The organism is Treponema sp. HNW (assembly GCF_050320395.1).
Classification (GTDB): Bacteria; Spirochaetota; Spirochaetia; order Treponematales; family Treponemataceae; genus Treponema_C.
In genome coordinates, this window is record NZ_CP144459.1 from 29,737 (window position 1) to 45,898 (window position 16,162).

The following is a 16,162-nucleotide window of genomic DNA, read 5'->3' on the forward strand; positions in this document are numbered from 1 at the left end:
CCTACCGTTTTGCAAAAAAGAGAACCAGGGGATTGCTGCTTCTTGCCGAAACCGTACTCTTTTTAAGCGAGCCGGGGGCAATATTCTCCAGTCGCAAGCCCGTTTCTTCCATTTTATACAAAAAATGCACGTCGGTATCGGAGCCGTTAAAAGAAAAGCTTAGTATTCCGTCAAACTGACTTTCAAGTTCGCCCGCAATAAAATATTTTATCGCGACTTTCCCGCGTCCGGCGTCCGCTGTCCGCAATGAAGACGGGAGAAGGCCCGAATTCGACAAAAGGCGGAATCCGGTCCAGGTAAAGACAGCGTCTTCTTTAAGAGTTAAAACACCGTAATTGGAACTGCTGAAAACGGGGCCGTGTGAAGAAAGCACAAGGTATTGCTTTAAGCGCCGCTCTTTTTCGTATGCAATCAATTCGTTTATCCATTCGGCTGCGGTTTTTTCGCCGTCCTCTTCGGATTCCGTATCCGCCGGAGCAAGGGGGACACCGTCTTCCGAGGCTAAAAGATTTTCGGACAAGCGGTTTAAGGATAAAAACTGCGGTATGCCGCTTTTTTCCAAGCTTACAAAGCCGTATGACGAAGGAAGGCCGTCTTTTCCGACATGCTGAACAACGATTGTATCCGGTGATTGAACGGTCATCGTAATCGGCGTTTCTTTAAATGAATAGATATTTATACCCGTTTTTTCGGCACCCCGGAATTCTTCGGTTATGCTTAGATTGTCTAAGCATATGCTTATAGTTCCGCTTTCGGCACCCGTATCGAAACCGTAGCCCGCGTTGATACGTGTCAAATCGATTTTTCCGCTGTCGATAATGCCCTTGTAAAAATCGGGAACCCACCGTTTTGCAAGTACTTCGTCCAAGAGGGCGTCTTTTTCTTCAATTGTTTCCGCCGCATCCGAGCCGGCTTTTGTTTCGTCAAAGAGGCGCAGGTTGTACGAAAAGCACCAGCCCCGCGAGCCGTCTTCGGTTAAAACCCTCAGCCATTCGCCTTCAAGCGGATTTTTACCGACCATAACCGCCTGTCCTTCACCCTTATACAAAATTTTTATCACTTCGTTTAATCGCAGACGGTATACCTGATTCGCCGTGTTGACCGGCTCGGCGCGTATCGGAAGTCCGTCCAAGGCCGCCCGCGCATATCGGCGGCGGTATTCGGCATAATAAGAAGCTGTTTGTTGGGCCTTGCGTTTTGATTCGGGCGGGCTTATTTGCCACAGGGGAACTTCAAGTTTTTGTTTTGAATCGGGAAGACCGATTATATATACCTTGCTTATATTCGATTTGGCATAAACGGGAACGATGTCGCCGTCGGAAAGGCCCTGCTCCGGAATGGACCAGAGGACAACACCGTGTCCGATTTTTCCGGAACAGCCTGCACACACAAAGAGCAGGGATATAAGCAGCATTATATATACACGTTTCATGCCGAAAGCATACCACAACGGTTGAATAACCTCAAGATTGATAGAGGGGGTTCGGAAGACTCACGCATAAAAATTTAACCACCTTATTGGTTTTATTTGTCCAGTTATGTTCTTCGGTGGAAAAATAATGGGCCGAATCTCCCGGATACAAGGAGTATTCCCGGTTTTTATGTAAAAGCGTAAGAATGCCCTCAAGAACATAGATAAACTCTTCACCTTCATGTGTATAGGTTTTTATATCTTCTTCCTGTGCAAGGGGCAGTATTTCAATAAGGCGCGGATAGAGAGCTTTGTCCTCGATATTGTTATTCATTGTACGGAGGATGATATTGGAGCTTATAATATCGCTGACTTCAAGGGCGTGATTTTTTAAGATAACGGAGGTGTCGGGTTTTTTAGGAGGCGAAATAAAATAATCGATTCCTACCCCGAATACGGCGGCTATCTTTTCGAGGGTGTCTATCGCAATCGATGTAAGGCCCCGTTCAAACTGCGATAAAAACCCGACGGATAAGCCGGTTTCTTTGCTTAAGCGCTCAAGCGTAATCTTTTTTTCCGTTCTCAGTTTTTTCAGCGATCTGCCGGCTTCCTGGTTCATGTACCGTCCTTTGTAGATATCGTCATAAATATTATAAACCTATTTGTATATTTTGCAACATATGAAAAAGGCATTCATGAAAAAAACAAGGCATATTCACCCGGCATTTTCATAATAATGAAAACAAAATACAAATTTACGTAAAATTTTCATTTTGATGATTGACAGAAGACGGTTTTATGATATAATCCTTTATTATAGATACAATTTTATTGTAAATAAAACGTATTTAGGAGGAACTGAACATGTCTGACGGTTCAGCGGAAGTAAAGAAGGGCTTTAAAAAAGCCATCAGTGTGGAAACCTTTGTAACCTTGGCGGTCATACTGCTTTTATTCGGTTATTTAGGTCATGTAATGGGCATGGATATCGTTTTCAGCGTTATGATGAAAACGGGGCACGACGTTTTAATGAACACCTCTTTCTATATTATGGCGGTGGCAATTATAGCGGGTGCCGTGGCGGGCGTTATGGCCGAATTCGGTGTTATAGCCTTGGTAAACAAAATTATCTCTCCGATTATGCGCCCCCTGTTCGGTTTGCCCGGTGCGGCCGCCTTGGGTGCCGTTACCACCTATATTTCGGATAACCCCGCAATTCTGTCTTTGGCGGCCGATGAAGAATTCGACCGGTATTTTACTCCCGCTGAAAAAGCGACCTATACGAACCTCGGTACCACCTTCGGTATGGGACTTATCGTTACAGCCTATATGCTCAGTTTGGGTAAAGAATATTTTTCCGCCGTTTTAGTCGGTAACATCGGTGCAATCATCGGAGGTATCGTTTCCGTCCGCCTGATGCTCATGATCGGAAAAAAATACTATAAAGAGGACAGAAAATTTAAAATTCAGGCAAAAGATTCCAGCTTGAATGTACGCAAAATCCGCGACGGCGGTATCTTTGAACGCTTTATGAGCGCTTTAATGGAAGGTGCAAAGTCCGGTGTTTCTTTGGGTCTTGCCTGTGCTTCCGGAACCGTTTTGATTTGTACGTTGGTTATGATTTTAACCTTCGGTCCCGCCGGTGAAAACGGCCAATACATCGGTGCTGCTTATGAAGGCGTAAGACTTTTACCCCGTATCGGCGCATACTTTTTGCCCGTTGCACGCTTTTTGTGGGGCTTTAACGTTCCCGAACTGCTTGCCTATCCCTTTACCGCTTTAGGCGCCGTAGGAAGCGCAATGGGCTTGACCAAGGGCTTCCTTGCTGCAGGTTTTGCCAATGCCGGTACCGTTGCAACCTTTACGGGTATGGGTATTTGTATGAGCGGATTTTTAAGCACGCACATCGGTATGCTCGACACGCTTAAGCAGACACAGTTTGTAAAATCGGCTATTTTGTGCCACCTGCTCGGCGGTTTGGCTGCGGGTGTTGCGGCAAACTATCTGTACAAATTGGTTACTCTGTTTTTTTAATAATATTTTAATAGTATAAGGAAATATTTAATAAGGAATAATCGGGATTAGGATGCAGACGGCGTATATTATAAACATTCAGCGTTTTTCAATCCATGACGGGCCGGGGATACGTACAACCCTCTTTTTTAAGGGCTGTCCCCTGCGCTGCCGATGGTGCCATAATCCCGAAAGTCAATCTTATAAACCGCAGCCCATGCACTATACGGAGCGCTGTTCTTCCTGCCTGTCCTGTGTGCAAGCCTGCCCCGAAAAGGCGATTTTTTGCAGCGGGAATACGGTGGAAACGGACGCGCTCAAGTGTATGCGCTGCGGCGAATGTTTGGATATGTGTCCGAACAATGCACGCGAAATAAGCGGAACCGCATACACGGTTGACGATTTGGTTAAAGAAGCTGCAAAAGATGAAATTTCATATGAACAGTCCGGCGGCGGGGTAACGCTTTCCGGCGGAGAAGTTATGACGCAGCCGATTGAGTTTATTGCGGAGCTTGCCCGAAAAATAAAAAAACGGGGCATGCACCTTGCAATCGATACCTGCGGTTACTGCGACTTTTCAAAGTTTGAAAAAATACTGCCGTATACCGATTTGTTTTTATATGATATGAAATTGATTGATCCGGAGCGGCATGAAAAATTTACGGGTGTAAAACCCGGCTTGATTTTGGATAATTTAAAAAAACTGCATGATGCCGGAGCGCTGATTGATTTACGCATTCCGATTATCGGAAAGGTTAATGACGATGACGAAGAAATTTTGCGTATGTGCTCCTGGCTTAAAACAAACGGGGTGAATCCCTATAAAATAAATTTACTGCCCTACCATGATGCCGGAGCCGTAAAATACGGACGCCTGCGTCTGGACTATGAAGCCGAAACTATGGAGCGTCCCTCGGATGAGCGGATGCATGAAATAAAAGAGATGTTTGAAAAAGAAGGTTTTCATAACATTGTAATAGGAGGTTGATTATGGAAACAAGAGGAATGAATGAACGCATTCAAAAATTACGAAAGCAAAGCGTCGAAACCGAACCGCGTTTGTATATTGAACGCGCCGATTTAATGACCGATGCGTATTTGAAATACGAGGGCTCCGTTTCCGTCCCCGAAATGCGTGCAATAGCGTTTAAACACTTTATGGAAAACAAAACGCTGTGCATAAACGACGGGGAGCTCATTGTAGGCGAAAAAGGCGACGGCCCGCAAAAATCGCCCACCTTCCCCGAATTGTGCTGCCACACGGTTGAAGACATGCAAATTATGAACGACCGCGATTTAATCAGCTTCAAAGTTACCGAAGACGATATTAAATTGCAGCGTGAAAAAATAATTCCCTATTGGGAAAACCGTTCAATCCGCAGCAGAATCGTACGCTCGATGAGCGAAAAATGGAAGCAGTGCTACGGTGCCGGTATCTTTACCGAATTTATGGAGCAGCGCGGCCCGGGACACACGGTCGGTTCAAGCAAAATCTACGAAAAAGGCTTTATGGACTATAAAAAAGACATAGCCGCCGAAATAGAAAAGCTCGATTTTTTGCACGACCCGGAAGCCTTTTCCCGTCAGGAACAGCTTCGCGCGATGGATATCGCCTGTGATGCAATTATCATCCTCGGAGAGCGCTACAGCAAACTTGCCGCCGAAAAGGCCGAAAAAGAAACGGATCCGGTACGCAAGGCCGAACTTTTGCAGATTGCGGAAAACTGTAAGGTTGTTCCGGCCCATAAGCCGCAAACCTATTGGCAGGCGCTTCAAATGTACTGGTTCGTTCACTTGGGTGTTACCACCGAACTGAACCCCTGGGACGCATACAGCCCCGGCCGCCTCGACCAGCACTTGTTCCCTTTTTATGAAAAAGACTGCGCAGCCGGCACTTTAAACGACGAAAAAGCCCTTGAGCTTTTGGAATGTTTGTGGGTTAAATTCAACAACCAGCCCGCTCCGCCCAAGGTCGGTATCACCTTAAAGGAAAGCAGCACCTATACCGACTTTGCAAACATCAATACCGGCGGTATTACCCCCGACGGTCAAAACGGCGTAAACCCGGTCAGCTATTTGATTTTGGACTGTATGGACGACATGAAGCTGTTACAGCCCAGTTCGAACGTACAAATCAGCCGCAAAACGCCGCGTAAATTCCTTAAGCGTGCATGCGAAATTTCCCGCAAAGGATGGGGTCAGCCCGCTTTTTACAATACCGAAGCTATCATTCAGGAATTGCTGAATGCGGGTAAAACAATCGAAGATGCCCGCCGCGGCGGTACCAGCGGCTGTGTAGAAACCGGCGCATTCGGAAACGAAGCATACATCTTAACCGGCTATTTTAACCTGCCCAAGATTCTTGAATTGACCTTGAACAACGGTTACGATCCGGTAAGCAAACAGCAGCTCGCTTTGGAACTGGGTTATGCCAAAGATTTTAAATCCTATGAAGAATTGTTTGAAGCCTACAAAAAGCAGGTAAAATACTTTATAGATATTAAAATTGAAGGCAGCAACATCATCGAAAAAATTTACGCCGATTATATGCCCGCACCCTTTTTGTCGGTTATTACAAACGACTGTATTACAAAGGGAAAAGACTACAATGCAGGCGGTGCGCGCTACAATACCAACTACCTGCAGGGCGTCGGTATCGGAACCATTACGGACTCTTTGGCTGCCATTAAGTATAACGTATTCGACAAAAAGAAATTCACGATGGAAGAGCTTATGAGCGCGATGGAGTCGGACTTTGAATCGAATCCCGTTATTGCAAACCTGGTGCGCAACAAAACGCCCAAATACGGTAACGACGACGATTATGCCGACGACATTATGAAAGAAGTCTTCGAATTTTATCAGGGAACGGTTACCGGACGTCCTAATATGAAAGGCGGTACCTACCGCGTCAACATGCTTCCGACCACCTGTCACGTGTATTTCGGCGATGTTATGCTGGCAAGCCCGAACGGACGCAAAGCGCATAAACCGCTTTCCGAAGGTATTTCGCCCGAAAAAGGCGCCGATACCAAGGGACCGACAGCCGTAATCAAGTCGGCGGCGAAGATGGACCACTTAAGCACGGGAGGCACCCTGCTTAACCAAAAGTTTACGCCGAGCGTTGTTGCCGGTGAAGACGGATTAAATCACATGGCGGACTTTGTGTCTTCGTACTTTACCATGGACGGCCATCACATTCAGTTCAATGTTATCGACCGCGCCGTATTGTACGCCGCCCAAAAGAATCCGGAAGAATACAAGGATTTAATTGTCCGCGTTGCAGGCTACAGCGATCACTTCAGGAACCTGAGCAAAGCTTTGCAGGACGAAATTATCGAAAGAACGGAACAGTCTTTCGCATAAGGCCGGACAGCTGTCAAAAGCCGACCGATTTTTGACAGCTCCGGTATGACATGGTTATTTTGACGTAAAGCGGTGCCGTTCTTTTCGGAACTGTCCGAAAACTTCCGTTTTGGACAGGTTCGGGCGGCCCGCTTTTTGTCTATATTTTTTATGTGGGGGTTTTATATGAAAGTAGGATTTATCGGCTGCGGTAATATGGCAAAGGCTATGATTTCGGGAATTATTAAAAGCGGACAGTGCAAAGCTTCCGATATAATAGCCTTTGACGTATATACGGCGGGATTGCAGGCAGCTTCAAAGGATTTGGGAATCAATGCGGCTCAAGACAATAAAGAAGTTGCCCGGAGCGCCGATATTATCGTTTTGGCGGTCAAACCGCAGTTTTACGAAAACGTTATCACGGATATTAAGGATACGGTAAGTGAAAAGTCGATTATCGTAACGATTGCACCCGGCCAAACTTTAAAACAGCTTGAAGTTTGGTTCGGTAAAACCGTAAAAACGGTACGCACCATGCCGAATACGCCCGCTATGGTAGGCGAGGGTATGACCGCCGTATGCTGCAATAAGGCGGTAACCGAAGACGAGCTTAAAACCGTCCGCTCTTTGCTCAACAGTTTCGGTAAAACCGAAGTTGTCGCCGAATATATGATGGATGCGGTTGTTGCGGTCAGCGGAAGCTCTCCGGCCTATGTCTTTATGCTTATTGAAGCGATGGCGGATGCCGCGGTTATGGGCGGAATGCCCCGTGCGTCGGCTTATACCTTTGCCGCTCAAGCGGTATCGGGAAGTGCAAAGATGGTGCTTGAAACGGGTAAGCATCCGGGCGAATTAAAAGATATGGTTTGCTCTCCGGCGGGGACTACGATAGAAGCGGTCCGCGTGCTCGAAAATGCCGGATTCAGAAGTGCGGTTATTGAAGCTATGGACGCATGTATCGAGCGTTCACGGAATATGTAAGGGGTTTCTAAAATTATAAACGGAGGAACTATGCAGGAAAAAGAACAGTGGTCTTCCCGATTCGGCTTTATTATGGCGGCAGTCGGTATGGCGGTCGGCACGGGAAACATTTGGCGTTTTCCGCGCGTTGCCGGTACTAACGGCGGCGGAAGTTTTTTAATTGCCTATCTTATTGCCAATATCACCTGGGTTGCTCCGCTTATTATTACGGAAATCGCCGTAGGCAAGCGTACGGGGATGGGTACAATCGGAACCTTTAAGCGTTTTGCCGGAGAAAAAAATACCTGGCAGGGGCTTTGGATAGGTTTTGTCTGTACCGCCATCACTTTTTACTATGTAATCGTTCTTGCATGGGCCCTGCGTTATCTTGTTTATGCGGTTTCCGGTACTTTTACACATATCCAAGACACGGAAGCCTTATGGAATTCCTTTATTCACAATCCCGTACAGGGCGTGCTTTTTCAAATCCTGGCCCTTATTCCCGTAGGTTTTATTTTATACCGCGGTGTAAACAGGGGATTGGAAAGAGCGGGTAAATTTATGATTCCGCTTTTGTTTGCCTGTCTCATTTACGCCGCGTTTTGGGCGCTTTCAAAAGAAGGGGCGGTACAGGGTCTAAAATATCTGTTTGTTCCGTCATGGCAGGGTTTAAAAAATCCGGCTACTTGGCTGAACGCTTATACACAGGCGGCATGGTCTTCGGGAGCCGGCTGGGGTATGATGCTCACCTATGCAAACTATATGAAAAAAAACGAAGACATTACGGTAAACGGGTTGTTGATTACCGCAAGCGATATAGCGGGAGCCCTTATTTCGGCCCTTGTCGTACTGCCTGCCGTATTTGCCTTTTCCGCGACGGAAGCGGCCGCCTTTGACGCCTTAAAACAGGGAAATGTCGGTTTAACCTTCGTTTATTTAACAAAACTGTTCGGAACGATTCAAGGCGGCGCCCTTGTGTCCTCTTTATTTTTTATCGCCTTATCTTTGTCCGCGCTGACTTCTCTTTTGCCCCAAATGGAAGTTATCGTAAAAAATGCCATCGATTTCGGTGTTTCGAGAAAAAAAGCGGTTATATTTATTATAATCGGCTGTTTTATTTTCGGCGTTCCGTCCGCGGTAAATATTGACTTTTTTAATAATCAGGATTGGGTATGGGGTATCGGCCTGCTTATTTGCGGTTTGTTTTACGCGATATCCGTCTACCGTTTCGGTATTAAAAAATTCAGAACCAAACTTATCAATCCCACAAGCGATGTAAAGCTGGGAGGGTGGTACGATATATGCATATCCGTCTATCCCTTCTTTTTGGCCGTAATCATAGTATGGTGGTTTATACAATCCGTACAATGGTCGAAAAACTGGTTTACTCCCTTTGCCGTCGATAATCCGGGAACGGTAATTGTACAGTGTATTTTGACCATCGGGGTATGTATACTGCTTAATAAAACCGTTAATAAAAAAATACTCTAAAATTCGAAATGCATACTTATGGGACGGTCTTTTGCCGTTAAGCGGTTTCGCTCTTGACAAAAACGGCGGAAAGAGGCACCCTTAGGTATGCCGAATGATCAGCATATGCAAAAAAAAATATTAACCCAAATGATTGGTAAAAAAGCCGCCTGTGCGATGGAAGATTTGTTTTCAAAACAGACGGAAGAGGCTTTAAAAGCAAGCGCTTTTCTTATTGCCGAGGTATTCGATTCAGCACATATATTTGAACGGCTTATCGAACAGCCGTCGGAAGCGCGCGATAAGGCTGAAAAAAAGCTTATAAAAAGTTTTTATAATAATTTAACCCTCTTGGTGCAAAAAACCTGGGTGGAAAAGTGCGACGAAGCTTTAAAAGAACAGGTGCTTTTTCATCTTGACGGAGTATGCGCCGCTTTACAGGAAAAGAAATATATCTCGGTCTATGAGCAATTTATGCTTTTGCTCCACGATACGGTATATTTGCTTTTCGGGCAGCAATCGAAAAAAGACGATTTCGGAGAATATGCGCTGCGCATAGACCCCGATTTCGGCGTATTTTGGCAGTTTTTGCAAAAAACGTCCGAATCCGTGCCTAAGTCGGAAAACATAGGCAGGATATATATTTTACTCGGAATGTGTTTTTTGGCAAATTATTGACAGGAGGCGTCCCATGATTGCCGAATCTCTTTTTAAATCCCTTCGTGAAAATGCGGTTCAGCTTGCATCCTTTACCGCGGCGCAAAAAAACGATGCATTGCGTAAGGCCGCCGCCGCTTTGGATTGCAACCGCGGCGAAATCTTAAAGGCCAATAAGCTCGATGTAAAAAAAGGGCGCGAAGCCGGTATGACTGAAAGCCTTATCGACCGCCTGCTTTTAACCGACGCGCGCATTTCGATTATGATTGAAAGCCTCTATACCGTTATTGCTCAAGGCGATCCGGTCGGAGAGATTATTGAAGGCTGGAAGAACGCTTCCGGTCTTGAAATAAAAAAAATACGCGTCCCTATAGGCGTTGCGGCCATTATCTACGAATCGAGGCCGAACGTAACCGTTGAAGCCTTTGCCCTTGCATGGAAAAGCGGCAATGCCCTTTTGCTTCGCGGAAGTTCAAGCGCTTTGGAATCGAACAAGGCCTTGGTGAAAGTTTTAAAATCCGCCCTTCCTCTTCCGGGAGCCGTCGAGCTTGCCCTCGGAGGCCGCGACGAAGCCGAGCAGATTATGAAATCCCGCGGCCTTATAGACGTGGTTATTCCGCGCGGCGGCAAAGACCTTATTAAAACGGTTTGCGAAAAAGCGACCGTTCCTGTTATAGAAACGGGAAGCGGTGTTTGCCATCTGTTTATAGATAAAAGTGCCGATATAAAAACCGCCCTGTCGATTGCGGAAAATGCGAAATTGCAGCGTCCCGGTGTGTGCAATGCCGTAGAAACCCTTCTTGTTCATAAAGCCTGTGCCGAAACCTTTTTGCCGCGCCTGGTTGAGCTTTTTGGCGGCAGGGCGGAGTTTCGCTGCTGTGAGCACTCGTTTTCGATTATGCAGGCCGCCGCGGAAAAAAGCTCAAAAGAAGCCGTGCGTTCTTCGGCAATCCGAAAGGCAAAGGCAAAAGACTTCGGCTTTGAGTTTTTGGATAACATCCTTGCCGTAAAAGTCGTGGATTCTTTTTACGAAGCCGTTACTCATATAAACGAGTATAACAGCGGACACTCGGAAGCGATTGTTACGCAAAGCAGGGATAATGCGCGTTTATTTCAAACTTTGGTCGATGCATCCTGCGTCTACGTAAACGCTTCCACCCGTTTTACCGACGGCGGCGAATTCGGTTTCGGAGCCGAATGGGGAATCAGTACCCAAAAACTTCATATACGCGGTCCTATGGGGTTAAGCGCTCTTACGACGACAAAATACTGTATAGACGGCGAAGGGCAAATCAGATGAATATCGCGGAGCTTATCGCCGCCTCCCGCAAAATCGTTATTAAAATAGGTTCGAATACCCTGGCAAAACCGGACGGGACGGTCAATACCGATTTTATGGACGAGTTTGCCGCCCAGTGTGCCGATTTGATAGCCAAGAGTAAACAGGTTGTCGTTGTGTCTTCAGGAGCTCAGGTTGCGGGCATGTCCACGCTTAACCGATGGACGCGCAAAAAAGATATTCATTACCGCCAGGCTTTGTGTGCAATAGGGCAGGTGGAATTGATGCATCAATGGCGTACCTCGTTTTTTAAGCAGGGGCTGCATATAGGCCAGCTTTTGCTTACAAAAGAAGATTTTAACGATTCTTACCGTACTTTAAATATGCGGAATACCCTTTTTACCCTTGTGGACGAGGGCGTGATTCCCGTGATAAACGAAAACGATTCGATTTGCGTTGAAGAAATACGTATCGGCGATAACGATAATTTAAGCGCCCTTACTGCGGAATTATGGGCTGCCGATCTTTTGATTTTATGCAGCGATATTGACGGTGTGTATACGGCAAACCCCAAAGAAGAGCCCGATGCGGAATTGATACAAATCGTAACCGATATACACGATTTGAAAAATCGCATCAGCATAGGCAGCGCAAACGCATTCGGTACCGGCGGCATGGCAACAAAATTGCAGGCCGCAGAAAAGGTTACCGGCTGCGGCATCCCGATGATTTTAACAAACGGCGGCACTCCCCGTATTTTGGAAAAGCTTGCTTTCGGTTCGGCCGCCGCTACGCTTTTTTGCGTATAAGGCATAGGAGCGAAACGTAAAAAAAGGACCGCCTGAAAGTCGGCGACTTTTCAGGCAGCCCTCTTTATATCCGGCTTTTATTCAATGTAAAATTTTTTATAAAACTTTTTTGTATTATTGCGCATTCTTTAAAGCAAGTTTTGCCGCTTCGATAAGGGCCTTGCTCGTCATCGTTGCACCGGAAACGCCGTCAACTTCAAAAGAATTCGCTTTAACCATAGCGGCCGGAATCCGTTCAAAGGCGGGATCGCTTATGCCGGGTGTTTCGCTGTGGCTTAATACCTTAACGGCGGCAATTTTTTTGCCTTTTACGCTTACTTCAACCTTAACCGGAGCGTTCATTCCCTTGGCTTCGCCTGTGTACACACCGTCCGTGTATACGGCATTTGATTTTTTTACCTTTTGTGTATCGGCGCTCATTTTTTTAGCCGATGAAGCCGAATATTTGGCGGTTACACCCCTTGAAGCATTGTCGGCGGCGATTTTTCCGGAATACAAACAGGTGGCCAAAACCGTACCGGTAGTCGGATATTCGTTGTTTACAAAGTTTCCGATTACCAATTCACCTGTTGCGTAGAGGTTGGGAATGGCCGTGTTTTTTTCATTTAAAACTTCGGTTTTTTCGTTGACTTTTAAGCCGTTTATCGTTCCGATTATGGTCGGGCGTACTTCAATTGCATAAAAAGGCGCTTTTAAAACGGGAGTCATAACCTTGTTTTTAATGCCGAAATCTCCGTCCTGTCCGGCCGCATGAGCCGTATTGTAGCTTTCAATGGCAGCCTTAAAGTTTGCCGCATTGATATTCAGTTTTGCAGCCAAAGCTTCAAGAGTGTCGGCCTTTACGCTTAAGTTTTCGGCACGTGCTTTTTCCAAATTTGCGACAAAAGCGGGATTTGAAGAATCGAAGATACCGTATGCAAGTTTGTCCGTTATTTTGTTTAATTCTTTATGAACTTCGGCATAATAGCGTTTTTCGTTTACAAAGCGCTTTCCTTCTTTATTGACGTAGACAGCCGTTTGTCTTACCAAACTGCCGATGTCTCCGACGTATCCGTAGTAATCGTTCATACCCCAAATACCGAGAACACCGTCGCCCGTAACTTGGGCTCCCGCCGCCATAGCCATGGTGATGCCGTCTCCGGTGCTTCCCGTTCCGCAAAAAGCGACGTTGTCGGCAAATTCTTTATTATACTTTGCCATTAATTTTTTGCTTTTTGCAAAACCGCCGGTTGCAAGGACGGTTTTTTGGGCAAAAACATTGTATTTTTTTCCGTCCTGTTCGGCAACTACACCCTGTACCGCCCCGTCTTTTATAATCAATTCTACGGCACGTGTGTTTAAAAGTATTTCAACATTGTTTTTTTGGAGCAGCTCTTTGAATTTTGCAATCATAGCCGGTCCTTCGCCGTCCACGGTAAGACATAAAAGCTGAGGATAATTAGGAGTACCGGGAATCATTCTGTCTTTACTGAAAGGCATACCCTTTTGCAGTAAGTCGTCGACTACGCTGCCCGATACGTCAAGCATTGCCTGAAAAAAAGCGGCATTAAAATTTTCTTCACCGGCTTTTCCCTTATAGTAGTCGAACATTTGTTGGGCCGTTAAACCCTTGCCGCTTGCCTTATTTAAAGCCGAATCAATCGACCATAAAAAGCCCTTGGCTCTGATTGAAGTTCCGCCGAGGCCGGGCATTTTTTCCAATAAAACAACCTTCCCTTTTTGGCTTAACTCCAAAGCACTCATCAAGCCGGCAGCTCCGCCTCCGACAACGACATAGTCGGCATTCAGCGTTTCCGTTTTTGCCTTTGAAGTCGTATTACAGCTTAAAAAAACGGCTGCAATACACAAAACACTTACAAACGATGTAAATACTCTTTGCTTTGTATTCACAATATTCCCTCCGTGTGTATGGATTGTTTCGGGCCGTTCAAAATTTTCATTCGTCGGCACCTTAAAAGATATCCGCATATGATAAAATATTCATGCGGCCCTGTCAACCGAAGGCTTTCGGAAATGAGGCGGGAAATAAAAAAAACGGATAAACAGCCTATCGGGCGGTCTATCCGCTTTTTATGTGAACTTAAGTTTTGCCTCCCGATATTTTGCAGGAGGCAAAATTTTGTTGTTTTACGCTTTCGGCGCTTTTAAAGCCGCCATCGTAATATAGTTATAGGGCTGGTTAAAATGCGGTAAAAAGAAAATGTCCAGCAGTTTTAACTTGTCGATGGTAACGCGCTCCTGAATCGCGAGCGAAAACATATGTATTCCCATCGAAACGTCCAGGCGCGAGGCCAACTGTGCACCGATAATACGGCGGCTTCTCTTTTCAAATACGATGCGGATTTTAACCTTTTCGTTTGTGCGCATAAATAAGGCCCGCTGAAAATCTTCGTAGTCGGTATAGTCGGCATCGATACCCGCAGCCTTTGCCTTGTTTACAGTCAATCCGGTGGAAATCATATTTAAACCGAAAATGGAGATAGCGTTTGAGCCCTGCACGCCCACCGATTCCAAGGATGTTCCGCATGCGTTGTGTGCGGCGATGAGTCCCGAGCGTACCGCGTTTGTCGCCAAAGCGATATAGTTTACGGCGCCCAAGGCGTTGTCATACACCGTTGCACAATCACCTATGGCATAGACATCCTTAACGCTCGTTTCCTGTTTTAAATTGACAAGGTAGGCGCCGTTTTTAAAGCAGTCGAGTCTGTCTTTTGCCAGTTCCGTATTCGGTCTGAATCCTACGGCCCAAATAACCATGTCCGCATCGACGCTGCCCCGTGAGGTAAGTACACGCTGTACTTTTTTATCGCCTTCAAAACCCTGAACGCAGGCGCCGAATTTAACTTCCACGCCGTTATCTTCCATATTTTTTTTCATTAAATCGGTAAATTCGCCGTCGTAGTAAACGGGAAGACAGGTTTCGGCAACATCGATGAGGGTCGTTTTTTTGTTGTGCCTTTTAAAGGCTTCCGCCAATTCGACGCCGATGTAACCCGCACCGATAACGGCGACACTGCGGATATCTTCCATTTTTAATTTATCGATAACGGCTTGGGCATCCTGAAAGAGTTTTACCTTTTGTATGTTTTCAAGATTGCTTCCGGGAAGATCGGGAATAATCGGGTTTGAGCCGGTTGCCAAAATCAATTTATCGTAGCTTTCGGTTATTGTCTGCCCTTGAGCGTTTTTTGCCGTTACGATTTTTTTGTCAAAATCGATATTCGTAACTTCGCTTTCCATGTGGACAACCGCACCCTTGGCTTCCATTTTTTGTTTGTCCGAATAAAAAAGGCCGTCCGAGCCGTCTATTTGATTTCCTATCCACAGGGCCATACCGCAGCCCAAAAAGCTTACGTTGGTATTGCGCTCAAAAACGACAACCTGATTGCCCTTATAATTATCCAAAATTGTGTTAATTGCGGCGGTTCCGGCATGGTTTCCGCCTACAACGATAATTTTACTCATTGTATAACCCCTTTAATGTCATAGTAATATAATTTTACCCTATTAAAAAGAAAAGTCAACACACAAAAGCCCGTATTGACTTTTTTGCAAACCGAAGTACAATCGATTTATGCCCAAGTTCGAACGCAAAACAAAGGAAGAACGCCGCCGCGAAATACGGGAAGCCGCAAAGAAAGTCTTTTTGAAAAAAGGCTACCGCAATGCGACTATGGAAGATATTGTTGCGGCGACAAGTCTTTCCAAAGGAGGCGTGTATCAATATTATAAAAGCACCAAGGCAATTATGTTCGACATTATGCAGGGCGGCAATTTTTTCAGGCATTCGCGTTCTCGGGAAATTATAAAAGAAGGCTTGGAAGCTCAAGCCGATGTTTTTGAAATTATGACGCGGGTTTGGGAGGCGAAGCTCTTTGAAAAGGTGCGCGAAAAAAAACTCTATCTTATGTTTTTGGCCGAAATACCTTACGATAAAGAAACCGAAGCCCTGCACCGCAAACTGGAAAAGCAATCGTTTGAACTTGCTTTGAATGCCCTTGAAGAAAATGCGGCGGTTTTTCCGGAACTGCGGCACATGGTAAAAAAAATGTTGTACTCCGATATATTGCTTTATTCGCGTATGTCTATCGGTATTATGATGTCTTACGAATTGTTCAGCGATAAAAAAATCTTCGATTCCAAGCGCGATGAAATCCATTCTATAATTTATGCCTTTATAAAAAAAACGTTTGAATAAAAACTGCACACGGATGTGCA

13 protein-coding genes are annotated in these 16,162 nt (G+C 45.7%); 9 read left to right on the plus strand and 4 right to left on the minus strand.

The genetic code is table 11. The features are described 5' to 3' along the window. Position 1: 1 nt before the first annotated feature. Both V1L52_RS00150 and V1L52_RS00155 read right to left on the minus strand, forming a co-directional pair. Positions 2–1,432 (minus strand): SH3 domain-containing protein, encoded by a 1,431-nt coding sequence (locus V1L52_RS00150; RefSeq protein WP_428770269.1) that lies wholly within the window; start codon positions 1,430–1,432, stop codon positions 2–4. Positions 1,433–1,463: 31 nt separating this feature from the next. After that, on the minus strand, positions 1,464–2,030 hold the full coding sequence (locus tag V1L52_RS00155; RefSeq protein ID WP_428770270.1) for a helix-turn-helix domain-containing protein: 567 nt from the start codon (positions 2,028–2,030) through the stop codon (positions 1,464–1,466). Between the two features lie 245 nt (positions 2,031–2,275). Between V1L52_RS00155 and V1L52_RS00160 the strand changes: the two genes are divergently transcribed. The 8 genes from V1L52_RS00160 to proB all read left to right on the plus strand — a co-directional run bounded on the left by V1L52_RS00160 (position 2,276) and on the right by proB (position 11,944). Continuing rightward, complete coding sequence (locus tag V1L52_RS00160; protein ID WP_428770271.1) at positions 2,276–3,445, plus strand: CD0519/CD1768 family membrane protein; 1,170 nt, start codon at positions 2,276–2,278, stop codon at positions 3,443–3,445. A gap of 52 nt (positions 3,446–3,497) precedes the next feature. Next, positions 3,498–4,412: a glycyl-radical enzyme activating protein gene (locus V1L52_RS00165; RefSeq protein ID WP_428770272.1), complete on the plus strand. Its 915-nt coding sequence runs from the start codon at positions 3,498–3,500 to the stop codon at positions 4,410–4,412. Between the two features lie 2 nt (positions 4,413–4,414). Continuing rightward, positions 4,415–6,790 carry a trans-4-hydroxy-L-proline dehydratase gene (gene hypD / locus V1L52_RS00170; RefSeq protein WP_428770273.1) on the plus strand — a complete coding sequence of 792 codons (2,376 nt, stop codon included), beginning with the start codon at positions 4,415–4,417 and terminating at the stop codon, positions 6,788–6,790. 165 nt (positions 6,791–6,955) lie between these two features. Next, a complete protein-coding gene (gene proC, locus V1L52_RS00175) occupies positions 6,956–7,750 on the plus strand; it encodes a pyrroline-5-carboxylate reductase (RefSeq protein WP_428770274.1) in 795 nt (264 codons plus the stop codon). A 30-nt stretch (positions 7,751–7,780) separates the two neighbouring features. Beyond that, positions 7,781–9,220: a sodium-dependent transporter gene (locus V1L52_RS00180; protein WP_428770275.1), complete on the plus strand. Its 1,440-nt coding sequence runs from the start codon at positions 7,781–7,783 to the stop codon at positions 9,218–9,220. Between the two features lie 105 nt (positions 9,221–9,325). Further along, on the plus strand, positions 9,326–9,877 hold the full coding sequence (locus V1L52_RS00185) for a hypothetical protein (protein WP_428770276.1): 552 nt from the start codon (positions 9,326–9,328) through the stop codon (positions 9,875–9,877). A gap of 13 nt (positions 9,878–9,890) precedes the next feature. After that, positions 9,891–11,156 carry a glutamate-5-semialdehyde dehydrogenase gene (locus V1L52_RS00190; protein WP_428770277.1) on the plus strand — a complete coding sequence of 422 codons (1,266 nt, stop codon included), beginning with the start codon at positions 9,891–9,893 and terminating at the stop codon, positions 11,154–11,156. After that, entirely contained in the window at positions 11,153–11,944 is a 792-nt protein-coding gene (gene proB, locus V1L52_RS00195; RefSeq protein WP_428770278.1) for a glutamate 5-kinase, read from the plus strand. The genes V1L52_RS00190 and proB overlap by 4 nt, the downstream gene beginning before the upstream one ends. Positions 11,945–12,058: 114 nt before the next feature. On the opposite strand, the gene V1L52_RS00200 is transcribed toward proB, so the two are convergent. Together V1L52_RS00200 and nox are read right to left on the minus strand one after the other, a co-directional pair. Next, on the minus strand, positions 12,059–13,834 hold the full coding sequence (locus tag V1L52_RS00200; protein ID WP_428770279.1) for an FAD-dependent oxidoreductase: 1,776 nt from the start codon (positions 13,832–13,834) through the stop codon (positions 12,059–12,061). A 237-nt stretch (positions 13,835–14,071) separates the two neighbouring features. Further along, positions 14,072–15,409: a H2O-forming NADH oxidase gene (gene nox, locus V1L52_RS00205; protein WP_428770280.1), complete on the minus strand. Its 1,338-nt coding sequence runs from the start codon at positions 15,407–15,409 to the stop codon at positions 14,072–14,074. 109 nt (positions 15,410–15,518) lie between these two features. On the opposite strand from nox, the gene V1L52_RS00210 reads away from it, so the two are divergent. Further along, positions 15,519–16,142 (plus strand): TetR/AcrR family transcriptional regulator, encoded by a 624-nt coding sequence (locus tag V1L52_RS00210; protein ID WP_428770281.1) that lies wholly within the window; start codon positions 15,519–15,521, stop codon positions 16,140–16,142. Positions 16,143–16,162: the final 20 nt, after the last annotated feature.

What these genes read in the sequence shown, in the direction of transcription:
- V1L52_RS00155 (WP_428770270.1), bottom strand. Translation starts at nt 2,030, where the DNA reads ATGAACCAGGAAGCCGGCAGATCGCTGAAAAAACTGAGAACGGAAAAA.
- V1L52_RS00150 (WP_428770269.1), bottom strand. Translation starts at nt 1,432, where the DNA reads ATGAAACGTGTATATATAATGCTGCTTATATCCCTGCTCTTTGTGTGT.
- nox (WP_428770280.1), bottom strand. Translation starts at nt 15,409, where the DNA reads ATGAGTAAAATTATCGTTGTAGGCGGAAACCATGCCGGAACCGCCGCA.
- V1L52_RS00190 (WP_428770277.1), top strand. Translation starts at nt 9,891, where the DNA reads ATGATTGCCGAATCTCTTTTTAAATCCCTTCGTGAAAATGCGGTTCAG.
- proC (WP_428770274.1), top strand. Translation starts at nt 6,956, where the DNA reads ATGAAAGTAGGATTTATCGGCTGCGGTAATATGGCAAAGGCTATGATT.
- V1L52_RS00185 (WP_428770276.1), top strand. Translation starts at nt 9,326, where the DNA reads ATGCAAAAAAAAATATTAACCCAAATGATTGGTAAAAAAGCCGCCTGT.
- V1L52_RS00180 (WP_428770275.1), top strand. Translation starts at nt 7,781, where the DNA reads ATGCAGGAAAAAGAACAGTGGTCTTCCCGATTCGGCTTTATTATGGCG.
- V1L52_RS00160 (WP_428770271.1), top strand. Translation starts at nt 2,276, where the DNA reads ATGTCTGACGGTTCAGCGGAAGTAAAGAAGGGCTTTAAAAAAGCCATC.
- V1L52_RS00210 (WP_428770281.1), top strand. Translation starts at nt 15,519, where the DNA reads ATGCCCAAGTTCGAACGCAAAACAAAGGAAGAACGCCGCCGCGAAATA.
- hypD (WP_428770273.1), top strand. Translation starts at nt 4,415, where the DNA reads ATGGAAACAAGAGGAATGAATGAACGCATTCAAAAATTACGAAAGCAA.
- proB (WP_428770278.1), top strand. Translation starts at nt 11,153, where the DNA reads ATGAATATCGCGGAGCTTATCGCCGCCTCCCGCAAAATCGTTATTAAA.
- V1L52_RS00165 (WP_428770272.1), top strand. Translation starts at nt 3,498, where the DNA reads ATGCAGACGGCGTATATTATAAACATTCAGCGTTTTTCAATCCATGAC.